The 15873-nt window shown below is 57.5% G+C and carries 18 protein-coding genes; 11 read left to right on the top strand and 7 right to left on the bottom strand.

Going from position 1 to position 15873, the window contains the following annotated elements:
• Positions 1-11: 11 nt before the first annotated feature.
• Positions 12-524, top strand: a complete 513-nt coding sequence (locus tag Q1J88_RS02500; RefSeq protein WP_301115830.1) for an NAD(P)H-dependent oxidoreductase — start codon at positions 12-14, stop codon at positions 522-524.
• A gap of 42 nt (positions 525-566) precedes the next feature.
• Here Q1J88_RS02500 and Q1J88_RS02495 read toward each other — a convergent pair whose 3' ends face one another.
• The 3 genes from Q1J88_RS02495 to pncB all read right to left on the bottom strand — a co-directional run bounded on the left by Q1J88_RS02495 (position 567) and on the right by pncB (position 3268).
• On the bottom strand, positions 567-1562 hold the full coding sequence (locus Q1J88_RS02495) for an amidohydrolase family protein (protein WP_301115829.1): 996 nt from the start codon (positions 1560-1562) through the stop codon (positions 567-569).
• A 33-nt stretch (positions 1563-1595) separates the two neighbouring features.
• A complete protein-coding gene (locus tag Q1J88_RS02490) occupies positions 1596-2021 on the bottom strand; it encodes a RidA family protein (protein ID WP_301115827.1) in 426 nt (141 codons plus the stop codon).
• A 68-nt stretch (positions 2022-2089) separates the two neighbouring features.
• On the bottom strand, positions 2090-3268 hold the full coding sequence (pncB, locus tag Q1J88_RS02485; protein ID WP_301115938.1) for a nicotinate phosphoribosyltransferase: 1179 nt from the start codon (positions 3266-3268) through the stop codon (positions 2090-2092).
• Positions 3269-3494: 226 nt separating this feature from the next.
• On the opposite strand from pncB, the gene fdxA reads away from it, so the two are divergent.
• The 6 genes from fdxA (at position 3495) to Q1J88_RS02455 (ending at position 8289) form a co-directional block, all read left to right on the top strand.
• Complete coding sequence (gene fdxA / locus Q1J88_RS02480) at positions 3495-3821, top strand: ferredoxin FdxA (RefSeq protein WP_301115825.1); 327 nt, start codon at positions 3495-3497, stop codon at positions 3819-3821.
• Positions 3822-3830: 9 nt separating this feature from the next.
• Positions 3831-4655: a ferredoxin--NADP reductase gene (locus Q1J88_RS02475; RefSeq protein ID WP_301115824.1), complete on the top strand. Its 825-nt coding sequence runs from the start codon at positions 3831-3833 to the stop codon at positions 4653-4655.
• A gap of 153 nt (positions 4656-4808) precedes the next feature.
• Entirely contained in the window at positions 4809-6041 is a 1233-nt protein-coding gene (gene phaZ, locus Q1J88_RS02470) for a polyhydroxyalkanoate depolymerase (RefSeq protein ID WP_301115823.1), read from the top strand.
• Positions 6038-6730: an electron transport complex subunit RsxB gene (rsxB, locus tag Q1J88_RS02465; RefSeq protein ID WP_301115937.1), complete on the top strand. Its 693-nt coding sequence runs from the start codon at positions 6038-6040 to the stop codon at positions 6728-6730. Before phaZ ends, rsxB begins: the two co-directional genes overlap by 4 nt.
• 3 nt (positions 6731-6733) lie before the next feature.
• Positions 6734-7372: an endonuclease III gene (nth, locus tag Q1J88_RS02460; protein WP_301115822.1), complete on the top strand. Its 639-nt coding sequence runs from the start codon at positions 6734-6736 to the stop codon at positions 7370-7372.
• Positions 7373-7548: 176 nt separating this feature from the next.
• Positions 7549-8289, top strand: a complete 741-nt coding sequence (locus Q1J88_RS02455) for an ATP-binding cassette domain-containing protein (RefSeq protein WP_301115821.1) — start codon at positions 7549-7551, stop codon at positions 8287-8289.
• Here Q1J88_RS02455 and Q1J88_RS02450 read toward each other — a convergent pair.
• From Q1J88_RS02450 to Q1J88_RS02440, 3 genes are read right to left on the bottom strand one after another with little or no spacing between them, the layout of a single operon-like run.
• Positions 8286-9062: an ABC transporter ATP-binding protein gene (locus Q1J88_RS02450; protein ID WP_301115820.1), complete on the bottom strand. Its 777-nt coding sequence runs from the start codon at positions 9060-9062 to the stop codon at positions 8286-8288. The two genes, Q1J88_RS02455 and Q1J88_RS02450, sit on opposite strands and share 4 nt — an antisense overlap.
• Positions 9059-10894 (bottom strand): branched-chain amino acid ABC transporter ATP-binding protein/permease, encoded by a 1836-nt coding sequence (locus Q1J88_RS02445; protein ID WP_301115819.1) that lies wholly within the window; start codon positions 10892-10894, stop codon positions 9059-9061. Before Q1J88_RS02445 ends, Q1J88_RS02450 begins: the two co-directional genes overlap by 4 nt.
• Positions 10895-10896: 2 nt before the next feature.
• Positions 10897-11934: a branched-chain amino acid ABC transporter permease gene (locus Q1J88_RS02440; RefSeq protein WP_301115818.1), complete on the bottom strand. Its 1038-nt coding sequence runs from the start codon at positions 11932-11934 to the stop codon at positions 10897-10899.
• Between the two features lie 253 nt (positions 11935-12187).
• Here Q1J88_RS02440 and msrB point away from each other — a divergent pair, with 253 nt between their 5' ends.
• From msrB to Q1J88_RS02420, 4 genes are read left to right on the top strand one after another with little or no spacing between them, the layout of a single operon-like run.
• Positions 12188-12583, top strand: a complete 396-nt coding sequence (gene msrB, locus Q1J88_RS02435; RefSeq protein ID WP_301115817.1) for a peptide-methionine (R)-S-oxide reductase MsrB — start codon at positions 12188-12190, stop codon at positions 12581-12583.
• Positions 12580-13155 (top strand): septation protein A, encoded by a 576-nt coding sequence (locus tag Q1J88_RS02430; RefSeq protein WP_301115816.1) that lies wholly within the window; start codon positions 12580-12582, stop codon positions 13153-13155. Before msrB ends, Q1J88_RS02430 begins: the two co-directional genes overlap by 4 nt.
• On the top strand, positions 13155-13433 hold the full coding sequence (locus tag Q1J88_RS02425; protein WP_301115815.1) for a BolA family protein: 279 nt from the start codon (positions 13155-13157) through the stop codon (positions 13431-13433). Before Q1J88_RS02430 ends, Q1J88_RS02425 begins: the two co-directional genes overlap by 1 nt.
• A gap of 28 nt (positions 13434-13461) precedes the next feature.
• On the top strand, positions 13462-14238 hold the full coding sequence (locus tag Q1J88_RS02420) for a peptidylprolyl isomerase (RefSeq protein WP_301115814.1): 777 nt from the start codon (positions 13462-13464) through the stop codon (positions 14236-14238).
• A 177-nt stretch (positions 14239-14415) separates the two neighbouring features.
• Here Q1J88_RS02420 and ligA read toward each other — a convergent pair.
• The coding region (ligA, locus tag Q1J88_RS02415; protein ID WP_301115813.1) for an NAD-dependent DNA ligase LigA at positions 14416-15873 on the bottom strand (1458 nt) is incomplete at its 5' end.

The following is a 15873-nucleotide window of genomic DNA, read 5'->3' as shown; positions in this document are numbered from 1 at the left end:
TATAAGGCCCCATGAACAGCGCACATCGTACTGTGCTTATCGTATGGCACTCTCGCACCGGAGCGGCCCGGCAAATGGCCGAAGCGGCCGCAGAAGGCGCGAAGGAAATTGCAGATACGCTAGGCGCAACCGACAGGTTCTCGTTGCGAACGCTGCGTGCAGACAAGGCGCATGGCAACGACCTTCTCACTGCCGACGGCTTCATTTTCTGCGCACCTGAAAACCTGGCGTCGCTCAGCGGGGAAATGAAGGAGTTCTTTGACCGCTGCTATTACCCGGCACTCGACCGCCTCAATGGCTTGCCCTACGCCCTGCTGATTGCCGCCGGCTCTGACGGCCAGGGCGCTGTGCGGCAAGCCCGGCGCATCTGCACCGGCTGGCGTCTGGAAGAGTTCGCGCCCCCTTACATTGCGATCACACACGCCCAGACGCCCGAAACCATTGCCGCGCCAAAGCAGATCACCGCAGAAGACACCACCCGATGCAGGGAAATTGGAGGGACCCTGGCGGCCCTGCTACTGTGACCAAGACTTTACAGCGCAGTCGAGAGGTGCCTTGCCACCATATCAGCCCAGGTTGAAGAATGTCCTGGCATTGCCGGCCAGCAGCTTGCTACGCTGTTCCGGTGCAAGATCGGGCGCCGAATTGATGAGAGATCCGATGGGCTGTTCGCCAAGCGGAAAGGGGTAATCAGAACCCATCATCACACGGTCCTCACCCATCGTATTCACCAGCAGATTCAGCGCCGCATGATCGAAAACAGCCGCGTCGGTATGCAGCCGGCCTGCATACTCGGAAGGCGGGCGCGGGCAATCCTGGCGAACGATATCCCGATGCTTCCAGGCATTATCAACACGTCCGAGGGTATAAGCAAAACTGCCGCCACCATGCGCGAAGCAGATCTTCAGGCTTTCGGGAATACGCTCAAGCGCTCCGGACAGGATCAGGGACAGCATGCCAAGCTGGGTTTCGGCAGGCATGGCCACCAGCCAGGGCAGCATCCACTTCTTCATGCGCCCCTCCCCACCCATCATGTCCCACGGATGCACGAACACCGGAATGGATTCTTCGGCGCAATGAATCAGAAAGTCGACAAGATCGGGATGGTCAAGATCCTTGTCACCCATGTGGTTGCCGATCTGGACACCAATACATCCTGCCGCCTGCGCCCGCGAAGCTTCGGCACAAGCCAGTTTTGTGTCTTGCAGCGGAACCTGGGACAAGGCCTTGAGCCGATCTGGATATTTCGAACAGAAGGCGATAGCCTCGTCGTTCATCTGACGTGCCCACTCTGCGGCCTTCGAGGCGTCCCAGGTGTAGCCAAACATAATGGGTGTCGCGCAGGTTATCTGAACATCGACCCCTTGGGCATCCAGTTCCTTGACTCGATAATCAGCGTCCCACAATGCCGGGTACACGGGCCGGAACGGCTGGTCGCCGAACATGATGTCTCCGCGATCTCCGTTCTCGTTGACGCGCAGCCAGGGTGCACGTTGGGAATCAAACTGCTTGGCGGTTGCTTCGGTAATGAGCGGAAAGAAATGCGAGTGGATGTCTATCATCGTGTTGCCATTCGATCAGGTTGAAGGCGTTGGTCATTCGGCGGACAGCGGCTTGTATGCCGTGGCGCGAATCTCGATCAGCAGATGGGGATGCGGCAGCTGATGAACGGCAACCGTTGTTCTGGTCGGGCCATCGTAGTCGAAAAATTCGCCCCACACTTCGTTGAAACCGCCAAAGTCGTTCATGTTGACCAGAAAAACCTGAGCATCAACCAGATCGGAAAGGCCGGCACCGGCGTGTTTCAGAATATCGGCGATGTTCTGAATGACGGCGCGGGTTTGTGCGCGAATATCCAGGTTGGTAACGCCCATCGCATCAACCTCGACGCCCTCAAAGGAATTGTCAGGCCGGCGCGAGCTGGTACCCGATACGAAGATGAAGTCTCCTGCCCGCTTGAAATGCGGAAAGCGTCCCCGTGGCGTCGCCTTACCAGTGATCACAGCACTTTTTTCACTCATTGCTTATGCCTTGTTGTAAAAGAGTTAAAACATCAGATTTTCGCCGCCGACTGCCTCGCCCTCGAAGGCTAGGGACTCGGGGGCAACTGAAAAACCTGTCTGAGATAGGCCAGATATGCCGGATCGTCACACATTGTCTTTTCAGGTGCGTCAGATACCTTGGCCACCGGTTGTCCGTTACAGCGCACCATCTTCATGACGATTTGCAAAGGCTCGTGGCCAAGATCGTTGGTCAGGTTGGTACCGATTCCAAACGATACCTTGCAACGGCCGGCAAAGCGGCGGGCAAGTTCGATGGCACGCGGAAACGTAAGCGCGTCCGAAAATACCAGCGTCTTGGTCCGGGGGTCGGTACGGTTTGCGGCGTAATGCGCCAGCAAACGTTCACCCCAGACGAAGGGATCGCCCGAATCGTGACGGGCACCATCAAACAGCTTGCAAAAGTACATGTCGAAGTCGCGAAGGAACGCATCCATGCCGTAGACGTCCGACAAGGCTATGCCCAGATCACCACGGTATTCCTTGGCCCAGACCTCGAGCGCGAATACCTGGGAATCTCGCAACCGGGGCCCCAGCGCCTGGCAGGCCTGAAGGTATTCATGACCCATGGTACCCAAGGGAGTCACGTTGTGCTTCATGGCCAACGCAACATTACTGGTGCCGGCAAAGTGCACACCCATCTGGCGCTTCATGGTGGCGACGACCTCGTCGTGCCACACTTTGGAGAAGCGGCGGCGCGTCCCGTACTCGGCAACACGGAAATCCGCCAGATCGGGATCGTCAATTACCAGTTGCATCTTTGACTGCAAGCGCTGGCGGCCTTCTTCCCAACCTGGATCCTTGCATTCGTTGCGAAAATACACCTCGTTGACAATGGCAAGGACGGGGATTTCGAACAAAATGGTATGCAGCCACGGGCCTTTAACCCGGATATCGATCTCGCCCGGCTTCTCGCCCAGAGACAGATGAATGCATTTCTCGGGCAGGTGGAACAAGCCAAGGAAGTCGACAAAGTCACTTTTGATAAAGCGCAGGCTTCGCAGATAGTCAAGCTCTTCTTCGGTGAATTTCAATTGGCATAACGCGTGTATCTCTGCCCGAATTTCGTCCAGATAAGCACTGAGATTGACATTCGGCGTGCGGCATTTATACCGGTACTCGACTTGAGCCGCCGGAAAGTGATGCAGCACCACCTGCATCATGGTGAATTTGTACAGATCGGTGTCTAGTAAAGAGGTAATGATCATGAAACGAGGATAAACCATGGCAGGCACCAAGCCTGCAAGCAGGCGAAAGACCTGACTCGGGGACAGGTCAATCGGGAGGCCTATGTTTTTATTGGGTAAAATTGCTTTCGCGTACTTTCGCCCCTATTGTAATGTTTAATGCCTTTACTTTTTTCGACGTAGCAAAGCCAAGCAAGCCAGGTCGCGAGGGTGTTGACCATTGCGATACTTTCTGGAGCTTGTTCCCATGACCCACGTCGTCACCGAAAACTGCATCAAGTGCAAATTTACTGACTGTGTCGATGTCTGCCCCGTAGATTGCTTCCGCGAGGGCCCCAACTTTCTGGTTATCGACCCCGACGAATGCATTGACTGTGCTGTCTGCGTGCCCGAATGCCCTGCCAACGCGATTTTTGCCGAAGAAGACGTGCCCGCTGATCAGATTGACTTCATTGCTCTGAATGCCGAACTTTCACCCGAATTCGGCATGATCAATCGATCCAAAAAGCCTCAACCCGATGCAGACGACTGGAACGGCGTTCCCGATAAACTCAAGTACCTCGAGCGCGGGTAGGCCGGATTGATGTCAGATCTGAAGTACACGCGCGAAGCCGTGCTGGAAGTGCGTAGCTGGGTACCGGGCAAGCTGCTTTCGATAGTAACCACTCGCAGCCCCGCCTTCGACTTCGTGGCCGGGCAATTCGCCCGACTGGGACTGCCGGCAGACGACACCCCGCACGCAGCGCCCACCATCTGGCGCGCTTATTCCATGGTCACTGCGCCCCACCAACGCGAACACATGGAGTTCTATTCCATCGTGGTTCCCGAAGGGGAGTTCAGCCCCAGGCTCGCAGCATTGAAGGTTGGCGACGCCATTTATGTCGACAAGACGGCCTTCGGATTCCTGACGCTGGAGCGGTTTGCGCCAGAAGCCGATATTTCCAGAATTAGTGGGGGCGATCTTTGGCTGCTGGCCACCGGTACCGGCTTGTCGGCATACCTGTCCCTCTTGCACGATCCCGCTACCTGGAAGGCCTTCGACAACATTGTCCTGATACATGGTGTCCGACAGGTCGAAGAACTTGCCTACCGCGACCAAATCCTGCACTGGGTGGAACACGGACACCCCCAGCTTGCCGGCTCATCGCGGCCGGCCAAGCTGCGCTACCTGCCGATCCCGACCCGGGAACCCTTCGGCAATATGCCTCAGGCACGCCTGACACAGCTTATCCAGAACGGACAACTCGAAGAACTGGCCGGCCTGGATCTGGACCCTGATCGCTCGAAAGTGATGCTTTGTGGCAACCCCGACATGCTCACGGAAGCCCGCGCCCTGTTGAAGCCTCGTGGCTTCGCAGTGGGACGAAGGGGCAATCCCGGCAATCTCGCGCTGGAAAACTACTGGTAAATCAGGGCGATATCCGCTGGCCCGGCCGGTTTCTTGCTACCACTCGTTGAAATGGCGCCACTGCCTGTGAGCGGCTCTGCGGCTCAAATATTTATATATTTTTTTTTGATAACCCCTATAATTTAGGTGTCAATCACTTTTTCCTGGAACCCCATGCTTTACGATCTGCACGAGCTACAGCGTTCGTTCCTGACCCCGCTCTCGGCGTTCACAGACACCGGGTCGCAGATCTTCTCGCATCCGTACAGCCCCCTGGCATACACTCCTTTTTCGCGTCATATTGCCGCGGGATACGAGCTGATTCACAGGCTGGGCAAAGATTACGAAAAGCCCGCATGGGGCCTTGATTCCACGCAAATCGAAGGCAAGAAAGTCGCGGTACGCGAACGCGTCGTGCTACACAAGCCGTTCTGTAATCTGGTGCATTTTCACCGGCGCCTGCCGGCGAACCGGCAATCCGACCCAAAAGTGCTTCTGGTGGCTCCCCTGTCCGGACACCACGCCACCCTGCTGCGCGACACTGTCAGGGCGCTGTTGCCGGCGCACGACATTTACGTTACTGACTGGATTGACGCTCGAATGGTGCCCCTGAACGAGGGCGAATTTCATCTCAGCGACTACGTCCTCTATGTGCGCGAGTTCATCAAGCACCTCGGAGCCGGCAGCCACGTCATTGCGGTGTGTCAGCCGACCGTACCGGTATTGGCTGCCGTATCCCTCATGGCCGCCGACAACGACCCCAGTACGCCTTCAAGCATGGTGATGATGGGGGGTCCGATCGACCCTCGCGAATCACCGACCGAAGTCAATATGCTTGCCACGACCAAGCCATATTCCTGGTTTGAAGACAACCTCATCCATCGGGTGCCACCTCGCTATCCGGGAGCCGGCCGCGACGTTTACCCAGGATTTCTTCAACATGCCGGTTTCGTCGCGATGAACCCGCAGCGGCACGTAAGCTCGCACTACGATTTCTATCTCGATCTGATCAAAGGCGACAACGACGACGCGGACGCTCATCGCCGCTTCTACGACGAATACAATGCCGTGCTGGACATGCCTGCCCAGTTTTACCTGGATACCATCCGCATCGTCTTCCAGGACTACCTGCTTCCCCGCGGAGCATGGGAGGTGGACGGGCGCCGGGTTGATCCGGCAGCCATCACGCACACTGCGCTTCTGACAATCGAAGGCGAGCTGGATGATATCTCGGGTCTGGGCCAGACTCGCGCCGCACACAAGCTATGCTCAAATATTCCAGCCGATCGCAAGCAGCACTACATGGCTGCGGGCGCCGGCCATTACGGCATATTCTCGGGACGCCGGTGGCGCGAAACAATTTGTCCTAAAATCAGTACTTTCATTCGCCGGCATCAGCAGGCCTGACTTCCGTTTTCTGCGCAGTGCGCAGTGCTATCCCGGGGGCCAAGCGCCCCGCTTTTGCAATGACCCCCTCCGCCATTGTCGACAAGATCGATGCCATTTTGCCTCAGACCCAATGCACGCAATGCGGCTATGAGGGGTGCCGGCCCTATGCGGAAGCGATCGCCAACGAAGGCGAAGCCATCAACCGCTGTCCACCCGGGGGTCAGCAGGGCGTCGCGGCCCTGGCGCAGTTATTGTCGCGCCCGGAACTACCTCTGGACACCAGTTGCGGACAGCCGCAGGAACTGAAACTTGCCCATATCGACGAATCCCATTGCATTGGGTGCACGCTGTGCATACAAGCTTGCCCTGTCGACGCCATTGTGGGCGCAAACAAGCTGATGCACACGGTGATCGGGGATCAGTGCACGGGCTGCGGGCTATGCGTTCCTCCCTGTCCGGTCGATTGCATCGAAATGCGGCCGGCCGGATACGAGTGGACCAAAACGCATGCCGAGCAGGCACGCATCAACCATCAGGCCCGGCAAAAGCGGCTTCAGGCCGTGCATCAGGAATCGTCATCTCTGGCAGCGCGCACCCTTGCCAACAAGGCCGGTCTCAGCCAGGCAGCCAGTCACGATGCCACCACCAAGAAAAAAATAATCGCCGACGCCCTTGCCCGCGCAAGGGCTCGTCGCGCCTCTGTCTGACCCATGAATAAACAGAAACGCCAGGAAATCTTCGAACGCTTCCGCGCAGCAAACCCCTCTCCCAACACGGAACTCGAGTACGAAACAACCTTTCAATTACTGATAGCCGTAATATTGTCGGCGCAGGCCACAGACCGGTCCGTCAACCTTGCAACCGCCAAGTTCTTCCCCGAACACGGCACACCCCAAGGAATCCTTGACCTGGGGCTTGAGCGCCTGACTGAATACATAAAGACCATCGGGCTATATAAGACAAAAGCGCAGAACGTCATCAAGACCTGCCAGATATTGCTCGACGTGCACGGTGGCGAAGTTCCCTGCGATCGCGAAGCGCTTGAGGCCTTGCCGGGTGTGGGTCGCAAAACAGCCAATGTCGTGCTCAACACTGCATTTGGCGTCCCTGCCATCGCGGTCGACACCCATATTTTTCGGGTCTCGAACCGAACCGGAATCGCTCCGGGGAAATCCGTCCTGGAGGTCGAACGCAAGCTCGAACGGTTCGTTCCCAAGGAATTCTTGCAAGACGCCCACCATTGGCTAATTTTGCACGGCCGTTATGTGTGCGTCGCCCGCAATCCAAAATGCCCGCAATGCGCAATTGCAGACCTTTGCGACTACAAGTACAAGACGCAAGCGCGATAAAGTGCTTGCCTGGGGGTTTTCCATAGCCTATGAAAAACCCCCATAGTGCTCGCCAAAATTAAATTTCATACTAGAGTAAATAGGCTGAACCCAAGCGCCTGGCAGTGACCAAGCACCGGTCCACGGCACACGCGCGAATCCGAAACATCCGTGCGTCATGTAAAGCAAGCAATAATATGAAAGAGCACCCTGCGGCAGCGACTTTCAACGTCCCCGCACTCGAAACCGTAGGTCTGCACGCCTGGCACGACGAACAACACGTTCTGCGTGGCGTCGACCTGCAGGTCGAAGCCGGACAAGTCGTTGCGCTTATGGGACGCGCCGGCTCCGGACACGACGCACTTCTGCAAACCATCATGGGAAGAACTTCCCGACGCAAAGGATCGATACGCATACACGGCACCGAATCCATCCATCACACCGCCGATAAAATTCATCACCTCGGAGTCGGCTATTGCGGCGCCGGTCGCGGCATCATCACTGGGCTCTCATGTGAAGAAAACCTGCTTTTGCCATCAAGCGCCGAAGACACCCTGGGCGGCGGCATGTCGCTTGCCGAAATTTACGAACTTATCCCGTCGTTGTATCCACGCCGCCATCTCCCTTGCACCCGCTTGTCGGGCGGCGAACAGCAAATGCTCGCCATCGCACGAATTCTGCGTACTGGTGCCAATTTATTGCTGCTCGACAACATATCCGACGGTCTGGCACCCGTCATGGTTCAAAGCCTGACGACCATGCTCGAGCAATTACGCAGCCTGGGTTACACAGTGCTGCTCATCGAACAGAACCTCGATTTCCCCGGTCCATTGGCCGACCGCTTCTATGTCATGCAAAACGGCCTGGTCATTGACCAGGCCGCTTCAGACTCCTTGGCCGACAAATACGACACCTTTGGTGTCATGCTTGGGCACTAAGACGCCAATTCGGCCTCTTTGCCCTTATTGCCCAACCCAAGATAACTTTCGATAACCCGAGGGTTGTGCGCCAGATCCTGGGCAGGCCCTTCAAGCACGACCTCGCCGGTTTCAAGCACGTAGCCATAATCAGCCACTTGCAAGGCGGCACGCGCGTTTTGCTCAACCAGCAAGATGGAAACCCCCATACTGCGCAGCCGGGAGATGATCTGGAAGATCTCGCGCACAATGCGTGGAGCCAGCCCCAGGCTGGGCTCGTCAAGCATCAGCAGTTTGGGTTGTGCCATAAGAGCCCGGCCAACCGCCAGCATTTGACGCTCTCCGCCCGACAGCGTGCCGGCGTGCTGCTGGCGCCGCTCGCGCAAGCGCGGAAAGATATCAAAGACTTCATCCAGCTTGTCTTTCCAGCCCGCCTGACGCGCACGATACAGGCGAAAGCCGCCCAACAGCAGGTTGTCTTCGACGGTCATGCTGCCGAACAGCTCGCGCAGTTCGGGCACCAGCGACATGCCGCCTCCGACACGGCGCTCGACGTTCCAGCCGCTGACCTGCTGACCCTGATACAGGACCGAACCGGAGCTGCTGCCGGCCGCTGGCAAGGAGCCCATGATGGAGTTGAGCATGGTGGACTTGCCCGCGCCGTTGCCACCGATAACGGTGACAATGCTGCCCGGTGCGACCGTGATATTGGCATTGAGCAGTGCGTGGACCTTGCCGTATTGGGTGCTCAGGTTCTCGACCTGTAGCACTGGTTGTTGTGCGCCCGTGCTCATGCTGTACCTCCTGCAGTGGCTGGGGTTTCGGGTGTTTCGAATTCGATGTCGTCGTCGATGCCGCCAAGGTAGGCTTCGAGTACGACAGGGTTTTGCTGAATCTCGGCGGGTGTGCCTTCGGCCAGCTTGGTGCCGAAGTCCATGACCACAAGGTGATCCGTGAGGTTCATGACAAAGTCCATGTCATGCTCGACCAGCAGGATGCTCATGCCCTCTTTGCGGAGTTGATCCAGTACGCCGGCAAGCTCTTGCTTTTCTTTGTAGCGCAGGCCTGCCGCCGGTTCGTCCAGAAGCAGCAGCACCGGATCCGCCGCAAGTGCGCGAGCGATTTCCAGAATACGCTGCTGACCCAGCGCGAGGTTGCCAGCCTGTTCGTAGAGATAGTCGCCCAGGCCGACACGCTGCAATTGCTTTGCCGCTTCATGCAGTAAGGCGGCTTCGGTACGACGCTCGATACGCAGCGCCGCCGGCACCACCCCGACCTCGCCGCGCAGGTGAGCCCCCAAGGCGACGTTTTCGAGAACCGTCATGGTGGGCAGCAGTTGCACGTGCTGAAAAGTGCGCCCCACGCCCAGCTTGGCAATTTCGCGCGAGGGCATTTTGTCGAGACGATGACCCAGGAAGGAGATCTTGCCGCTGGTGGCCGGCAACACGCCGGTGATCAGGTTGAACGTGGTGCTTTTGCCCGCCCCGTTGGGGCCGATCAGACCCATGATCTCGCCGGCCTTGAGCGTGAAGCTGATGTCGTTGACCGCTACCAGGCCTCCGAACTCCTTGCGTGCCGCGTCGACCTCGAGAACCAGCTTGCCCGCCTCCGGGCGTTGACGCTGGGGCAGCGCGGGCGCTTCGGGCGGCGCCGATGCGGCGCGCCGGCCTTTGGACTGACCCGTAATATCAGCCCACTTTGAGGAGATGATGGGCCAGACACCGTCGCGCGCATACTGCAGCACCAAAATCATGAGAATGCCGAACACCACCAGTTCGAAGTTGGCCGTGGTATCGATGACCTTGGGCAACACGTTCTGAATCTGGTCCTTGAGCGTCAGGATAAGGCCAGACCCCACAATGGCGCCCCACACACTGGTTCCACCGACCACCGCCATGAACAGGTACTCGATACCGTAGTTCAGTCCGAAGGGACTGGGGCTGACGGCGCGCTGCATGTGGGCGTAAAGCCAACCCGACAGACACGCCAGCAAGGCCGAATAGACAAAGATGATGACCTTGTACGAGGCCATGTTCACGCCGAATGACTCGGCCATGCCGCCGCCGCTGCGCAGCGCGCGAATGGCGCGCCCCGGACGGGAGTCGAGCAGGTTGCGCGTTGCCCACATGGACAACAACACAACAAGCCAGATCAGATAATAAATATCGCGCCCGTCACGCAGGGACAAGCCCAGGAAGTTGATGGGCTGAATACCTGCAATACCGTCGTACTGGCCCAGAAATTCGAGGTTGCCGAACAGGTAGTACAGTGACAGACACCAGGCAATGGTGCCCAGCGGCAGGTAGTGCCCGGACAGCCGCAGGGTAATCGCACCCAGCACGTAGGCCACCACGAAGGTGATGACCAGACCGGCCAGCAGGGCCAGCCAGGGCGACCAGCCGGAGGCCGTGGTGAGGTACGCAGTGGTATAGGCACCGATACCCACGAACGCCGCCTGCCCGAAGGACGTCAGGCCGCCTACCCCGGTCAGCAGGATCAGGCCCAACACGACCAGGGCCGCCAGGCCGATGTAATTGAGCTGGGTAATCCAGAATTCAGGTGTGCCGGACCAGGCCGGCAGCACCAGCATGACGATGAGAAAAAGGATCAGGATGATACGGTTCATGATTACTCCTCGTCGTCAACGTGAGTTGTGCCGAACGAGCGCCACAGTAATACAGGAATGATCAGGGTAAACACAATGACCTCTTTATAGGCGCTAGCCCAGAACGACGAGAATGCCTCGAGAATGCCGACGAACAGGGCCCCGATGGCAGCCAGCGGATAGCTGCCCAGACCGCCGATGATGGCGGCTACAAATCCCTTGAGACCGATGAGAAAGCCCGTATCGTAGTAAATGGTGGTAACGGGCGAGATAAGCATGCCTGACAAGGCACCGATGGCGGCGGCCAGGGTGAATGTGAGGCTGCCCGACATATTGGTACTGATGCCCACCAGGCGGGCACCGCGCCGGTTGACGGCGGTGGCGCGCAGGGCGCGACCATATAGCGTACGACCAAAGAAGATCCACAAGGCGATAATCAGCACGGCGCAGGTGGCCAGCACGAAGAATGTCTGCGCCGACCACGAAATGGCGCCCATCTCGATTGAGCCTTCCATGAAGGGAGGCGTACGCCAGCCTTCGGCACCGAAGAACACCAGCCCCAGTCCCAGCATGGCGAAATGCACTGCCACCGAAATGATCAGCAGCACCAGGACACTGGCCTCAGCCACTGGCTGGTACACCAGGCGGTACACCATGGGCCCCAGCGGTATGACCAATGCCAGCGCATACAGCACGTTCAGCCACAGCGGCGTGTCGGTGCTGACGATATAAGGCGCCACGAAATAGAGAACGACGGGTAAAGCCAGGGACCAGAAGGCTTTCTTGGGCAGGCTGCTCCATTCGCGATGGCGCAGCGCTGCAATGAGGTCGGCAATAAACACGACCACACCCACTATCAGCAGTAACGCCACGGTGCCGGGCACCTTGCCATTGACCAGAAAGGCCAAGGTAAGCGCCCCATACGCGACAAACTCGCCCTGGGGAATGAAAATTACCCGCGTAACCAGGAAAACCAGCACCAGGGCCAGCCCCAGCAGTGCATAGACGGCACCGTTCAGGACGCCATCCTGGAGCAATATAAGTATTATCGTTGAATCCATTCCTGCCACACTAATGAAGTCGATTAGATAGCACAACTGTTAGCCTGAAATACATTTCAGGTTTGTGCTAACTTGGAATTATGGAGCCAAAAAATTGCAAAGTCTTTTAGGGGATTCCCTGCATATGGCGCCTTTTCTTGTTATTGGGGCCACCTTATACCATCAACCCCGCTCTGGCGGGAACCGACATTCGATTTCAAAGTCGATTAACATAGTAAAAGCTTTGACATGGTGTCCGGCATAAGGTGTAGTGATGCAAAAAGTACGTAAGTCCGACGCGGAATGGCGCGCTCAACTGACTCCCGAAGAATATTACGTCACACGACAAAAGGGGACGGAACGGCCTTTTTCGGGCAGATACTGGAACACAACGCAAAAAGGCATCTATCGTTGTGTGGGCTGCGGAACCGCTTTATTTGCCTCCGACACAAAATTTGACGCGGGTTGTGGCTGGCCAAGTTATTTCGAGGCACTCGACCCCGCCCTGGTTCGCGAAGAACAAGACTTGTCTCACGGCATGGTGCGAACCGAGGTTCTGTGCAATGTGTGTGACGCTCACCTGGGCCACGTCTTCCCCGACGGCCCTCCTCCTACCGGCCTGCGATACTGCATCAATTCCGTGTCGCTTGACTTCGAACCCGCCGAATGAAGAAATTTCTCTTTGACCTGTTTCCGCTGATCCTGTTTTTTGCAGCATTCAGGTTCTACGATATCTATACGGCCACAGCGGTCGCGATGGCTGCAAGTGTCGGGCAAATCCTCTGGATCAAGCTGCGTGGCAAAGCAATCGAAACGACACACTGGATCAATCTGACGGTCATCATCGTGTTCGGGGGCGCCACATTACTGCTGCACAACGACGCGTTCATCAAATGGAAGCCCACGGTGCTGTACTGGCTGTTCGCCACGATTCTTGTCGGTGGCCGATGGATATTCAGGCGCAACCTGATGCAAAAGATCATGGGCTCGCAAATCAGCCTGGAACCTGCCATCTGGGACAGGCTCAACTTGAGCTGGGCGGCGTTCTTTGTGGTTTCGGGTGGGCTCAATCTGTACGTGGCGTTCTCCGGACGGTTCACGGAAGCCCAATGGGTCAACTTCAAGGTATTCGGGCTGATGGCGCTGATGATTGTGTTTGTCATCGCGCAATCGCTTTGGCTGGGGCGTCATATCAAGACTGACCAGGCCCAGGTACTGCCCGGCAAGAAGGAAAATCACTGATGTCGACAACTCACTCAATTGCAACGGAACGGGCGGCTCTATTGCGCGAACGCCTTCAGGCTCTTGACCCGACTTTGCTCGAAATCATGGACGAGTCGCATCTCCATGCGGGACATGCAGGTGCTCGCGATGGTGCCAGTCATTTCCGGGTAATTATTGCTACACCTCAGTTCGCGGGGCTCGGTCCGCTCGCCCGTCATCGTCTCGTGTATGATCGCGTGCAAGACCTTATCCCGCATCCCATCCACGCTCTGGCCATCGAAACCAGCAAAACTTAACCTGCACAATTCCTGCAAGAAGGTACACATGAAACGACTCACCCTGTTCGTCGCCAGCTGCGCGATCGCACTTCCCGTCTACGCCCAGAACATTGCAACCGTCAATGGAAAGGCTATTACTCAAAAGCAACTGGACGATTTCGTAGCACTCCTGGTAGAGCAAGGCGCGCAAGATTCTCCTCAGCTTCGCGAACGCGTAAAGCAAGAAATGATCGGACGCACGGTGGCGGTGCAAGCAGCGGAAAAAGCCGGCATCGATAAGCAAGCAGCGGTAAAGCAAGAAATCGAGTTGGCGCGCCAGGGGATTCTGGTTCGTGCGCTGATGGCGGACCATCTGAAGAAGCATCCGGTGACGGACGCGGACATCGAGAAGGAATATAACGAGATCAAGAAGTCGCAAGAAGGTCGCCAGGAATTCAAGGTCCGCCACATTCTTGTTCAGGAAGAGCAGGCGGCAAAGGACCTCATCGCAGCGATAAAGAGCAAGAAGACGACCTTTGAAGCGGCTGCCAAGAAAGATTCGATCGACCCGGGTAGCGGAGCCAATGGCGGCGACTTGGGTTGGGCGCCCAGCAGCAATTATGTGCCGGAGTTTGCGCAGGCGGTCGAAAAACTCAAGAAGGGCCAGATGACTGACGAGCCGGTCAAGAGTCAGTTTGGCTGGCACGTCATCCAGGTTGACGACAGCCGCCCTGTTTCGATCCCGGCGCTGGACGATGTGAAGCCACAGATTGAAGAAATGCTGCGTCAGGACAGGCTGGTGCAGTTTCAGCAAGACATGATGAAGTCGGCTGACATCAAGTAGCCGTCACGTCAGGTCGGCTGATGTGCCGGTGTCTTGCCAGGTGGGCTGAATTGCAGCGCCGGCCAGTTTGGATACCGGTTATCGTTATAAGGTCGTAGTTCAGTTGGATGGCCGGGGGCTTGGGATTAGCCCCCGGCACCAGCGCTTGGGCCTATCGGGTTGCACTTCCGGGATTTATCACTGGTCTTGCAGCAATTGCAGTAACGCGTTCTCGTCCAGGATGGGGATCCCCAGTTCTTCGGCCTTGGCTAGCTTGCTTCCTGCCTCTTCACCGGCCACGACGTAACTGGTTTTCTTCGACACGGAACCGCTGACCTTGCCGCCCGCCGCCAGAATGAGGCGGGTCGCGTCGTCCCTGGTCAGGGAAGGCAAGGTGCCTGTCAGTACAAGGGTCTTGCCGCTTAGAACGTGCCTGCCACTGGGGGTGGCCTCGACGCTGGGCCGGACACCGGCATCAAGCAGGGCTTGTACAACTTGACGGTTATGAGCCTCGGAAAAAAACTGGATGATGGAGCTTGCGACGACAGGTCCGACATCCTTTACAGACAGCAGGGCTTCTTCGTCGGCATCCATCACTGCCTGGATCGACCCGAAATGCAGCGCCAGATCGCGTGCCGTAGTTTCGCCGACGTGCCGGATTCCCAATGCAAACAAGAGACGCGCCAAGGACGGTTCACGGGCTTTCTCTATGGCGGCGATAAGATTTTCTGCAGACTTGCGGCCCATGCGCTCGTACAGCATTAACTCTTCGACCCGCAAGGTGAAAAGATCGGCCAGCGAGTGGATGCGCTCGCTATCGACGAGCTGATCGACAAGTTTTTCGCCAAGCCCTTCGATATCAAGCGCTTTTCGGCCGGCTGCATGGATCAGGGATTGCTTGCGTTGAGCAGCGCAGAACAGTCCGCCGGTGCAGCGCGATACGGCCTCGCCTTCAAGACGTTGAACCGCGGAACCACACACAGGGCATTCGGTCGGCATGACGAACATGGTGGCGTTGTCGGGCCGTAACTCAATGACGGGGCCAACGACTTCGGGGATGACGTCGCCGGCGCGTCGAACGATGACGGTGTCGCCGATTCTGACGTCCTTGCGGCGGATCTCGTCTTCGTTGTGGAGCGTGGCATTGGTAACGGTGACGCCTCCCACGAAAACCGGCTTCAGTCGGGCAACCGGGGTAATTGCACCGGTTCGGCCCACTTGCACCTCGATACCCGTAAGCAAGGTGGTTTCTTCCTGGGCAGGGAACTTGTGCGCGATAGCGAAGCGCGGAGCCCTGGCGACGAAGCCGAGCACTTCCTGTGCGTCAAGAGAATTGACTTTGTAAACGACCCCGTCTATGTCGAACGGCAATTGGCCCCGGCGCTCGGCCATGGCCTGGTGATAGGCAAGCAACTGTTCCGCGCCGCGCACGACCTTGCGCTCGTTGTTGACTGGCAGGCCAAGCTCTGCCAGCCAGTCAAGCATGGCGGCCTGGGTCGCGGGATGAACTGCGTTGATTTCTCCCCAGCCATAAGCAGAGAAACGCAGTGGACGCCCTGCGGTAATGCGCGGGTCGAGCTGACGCAGGCTACCTGCCGCGGCATTGCGCGGATTGACGAAAATCTTGTCTCCGCGTGCTTGTTGCGTCTGGTTCAG

This window comes from Pusillimonas sp. (assembly GCF_029263785.1).
Classification (GTDB): domain Bacteria; phylum Pseudomonadota; class Gammaproteobacteria; order Burkholderiales; family Burkholderiaceae_B; genus Pusillimonas.
The sequence above is the reverse complement of the archived record's forward strand: the minus strand, read 5'-3'. Positions and strand labels throughout refer to the sequence as shown.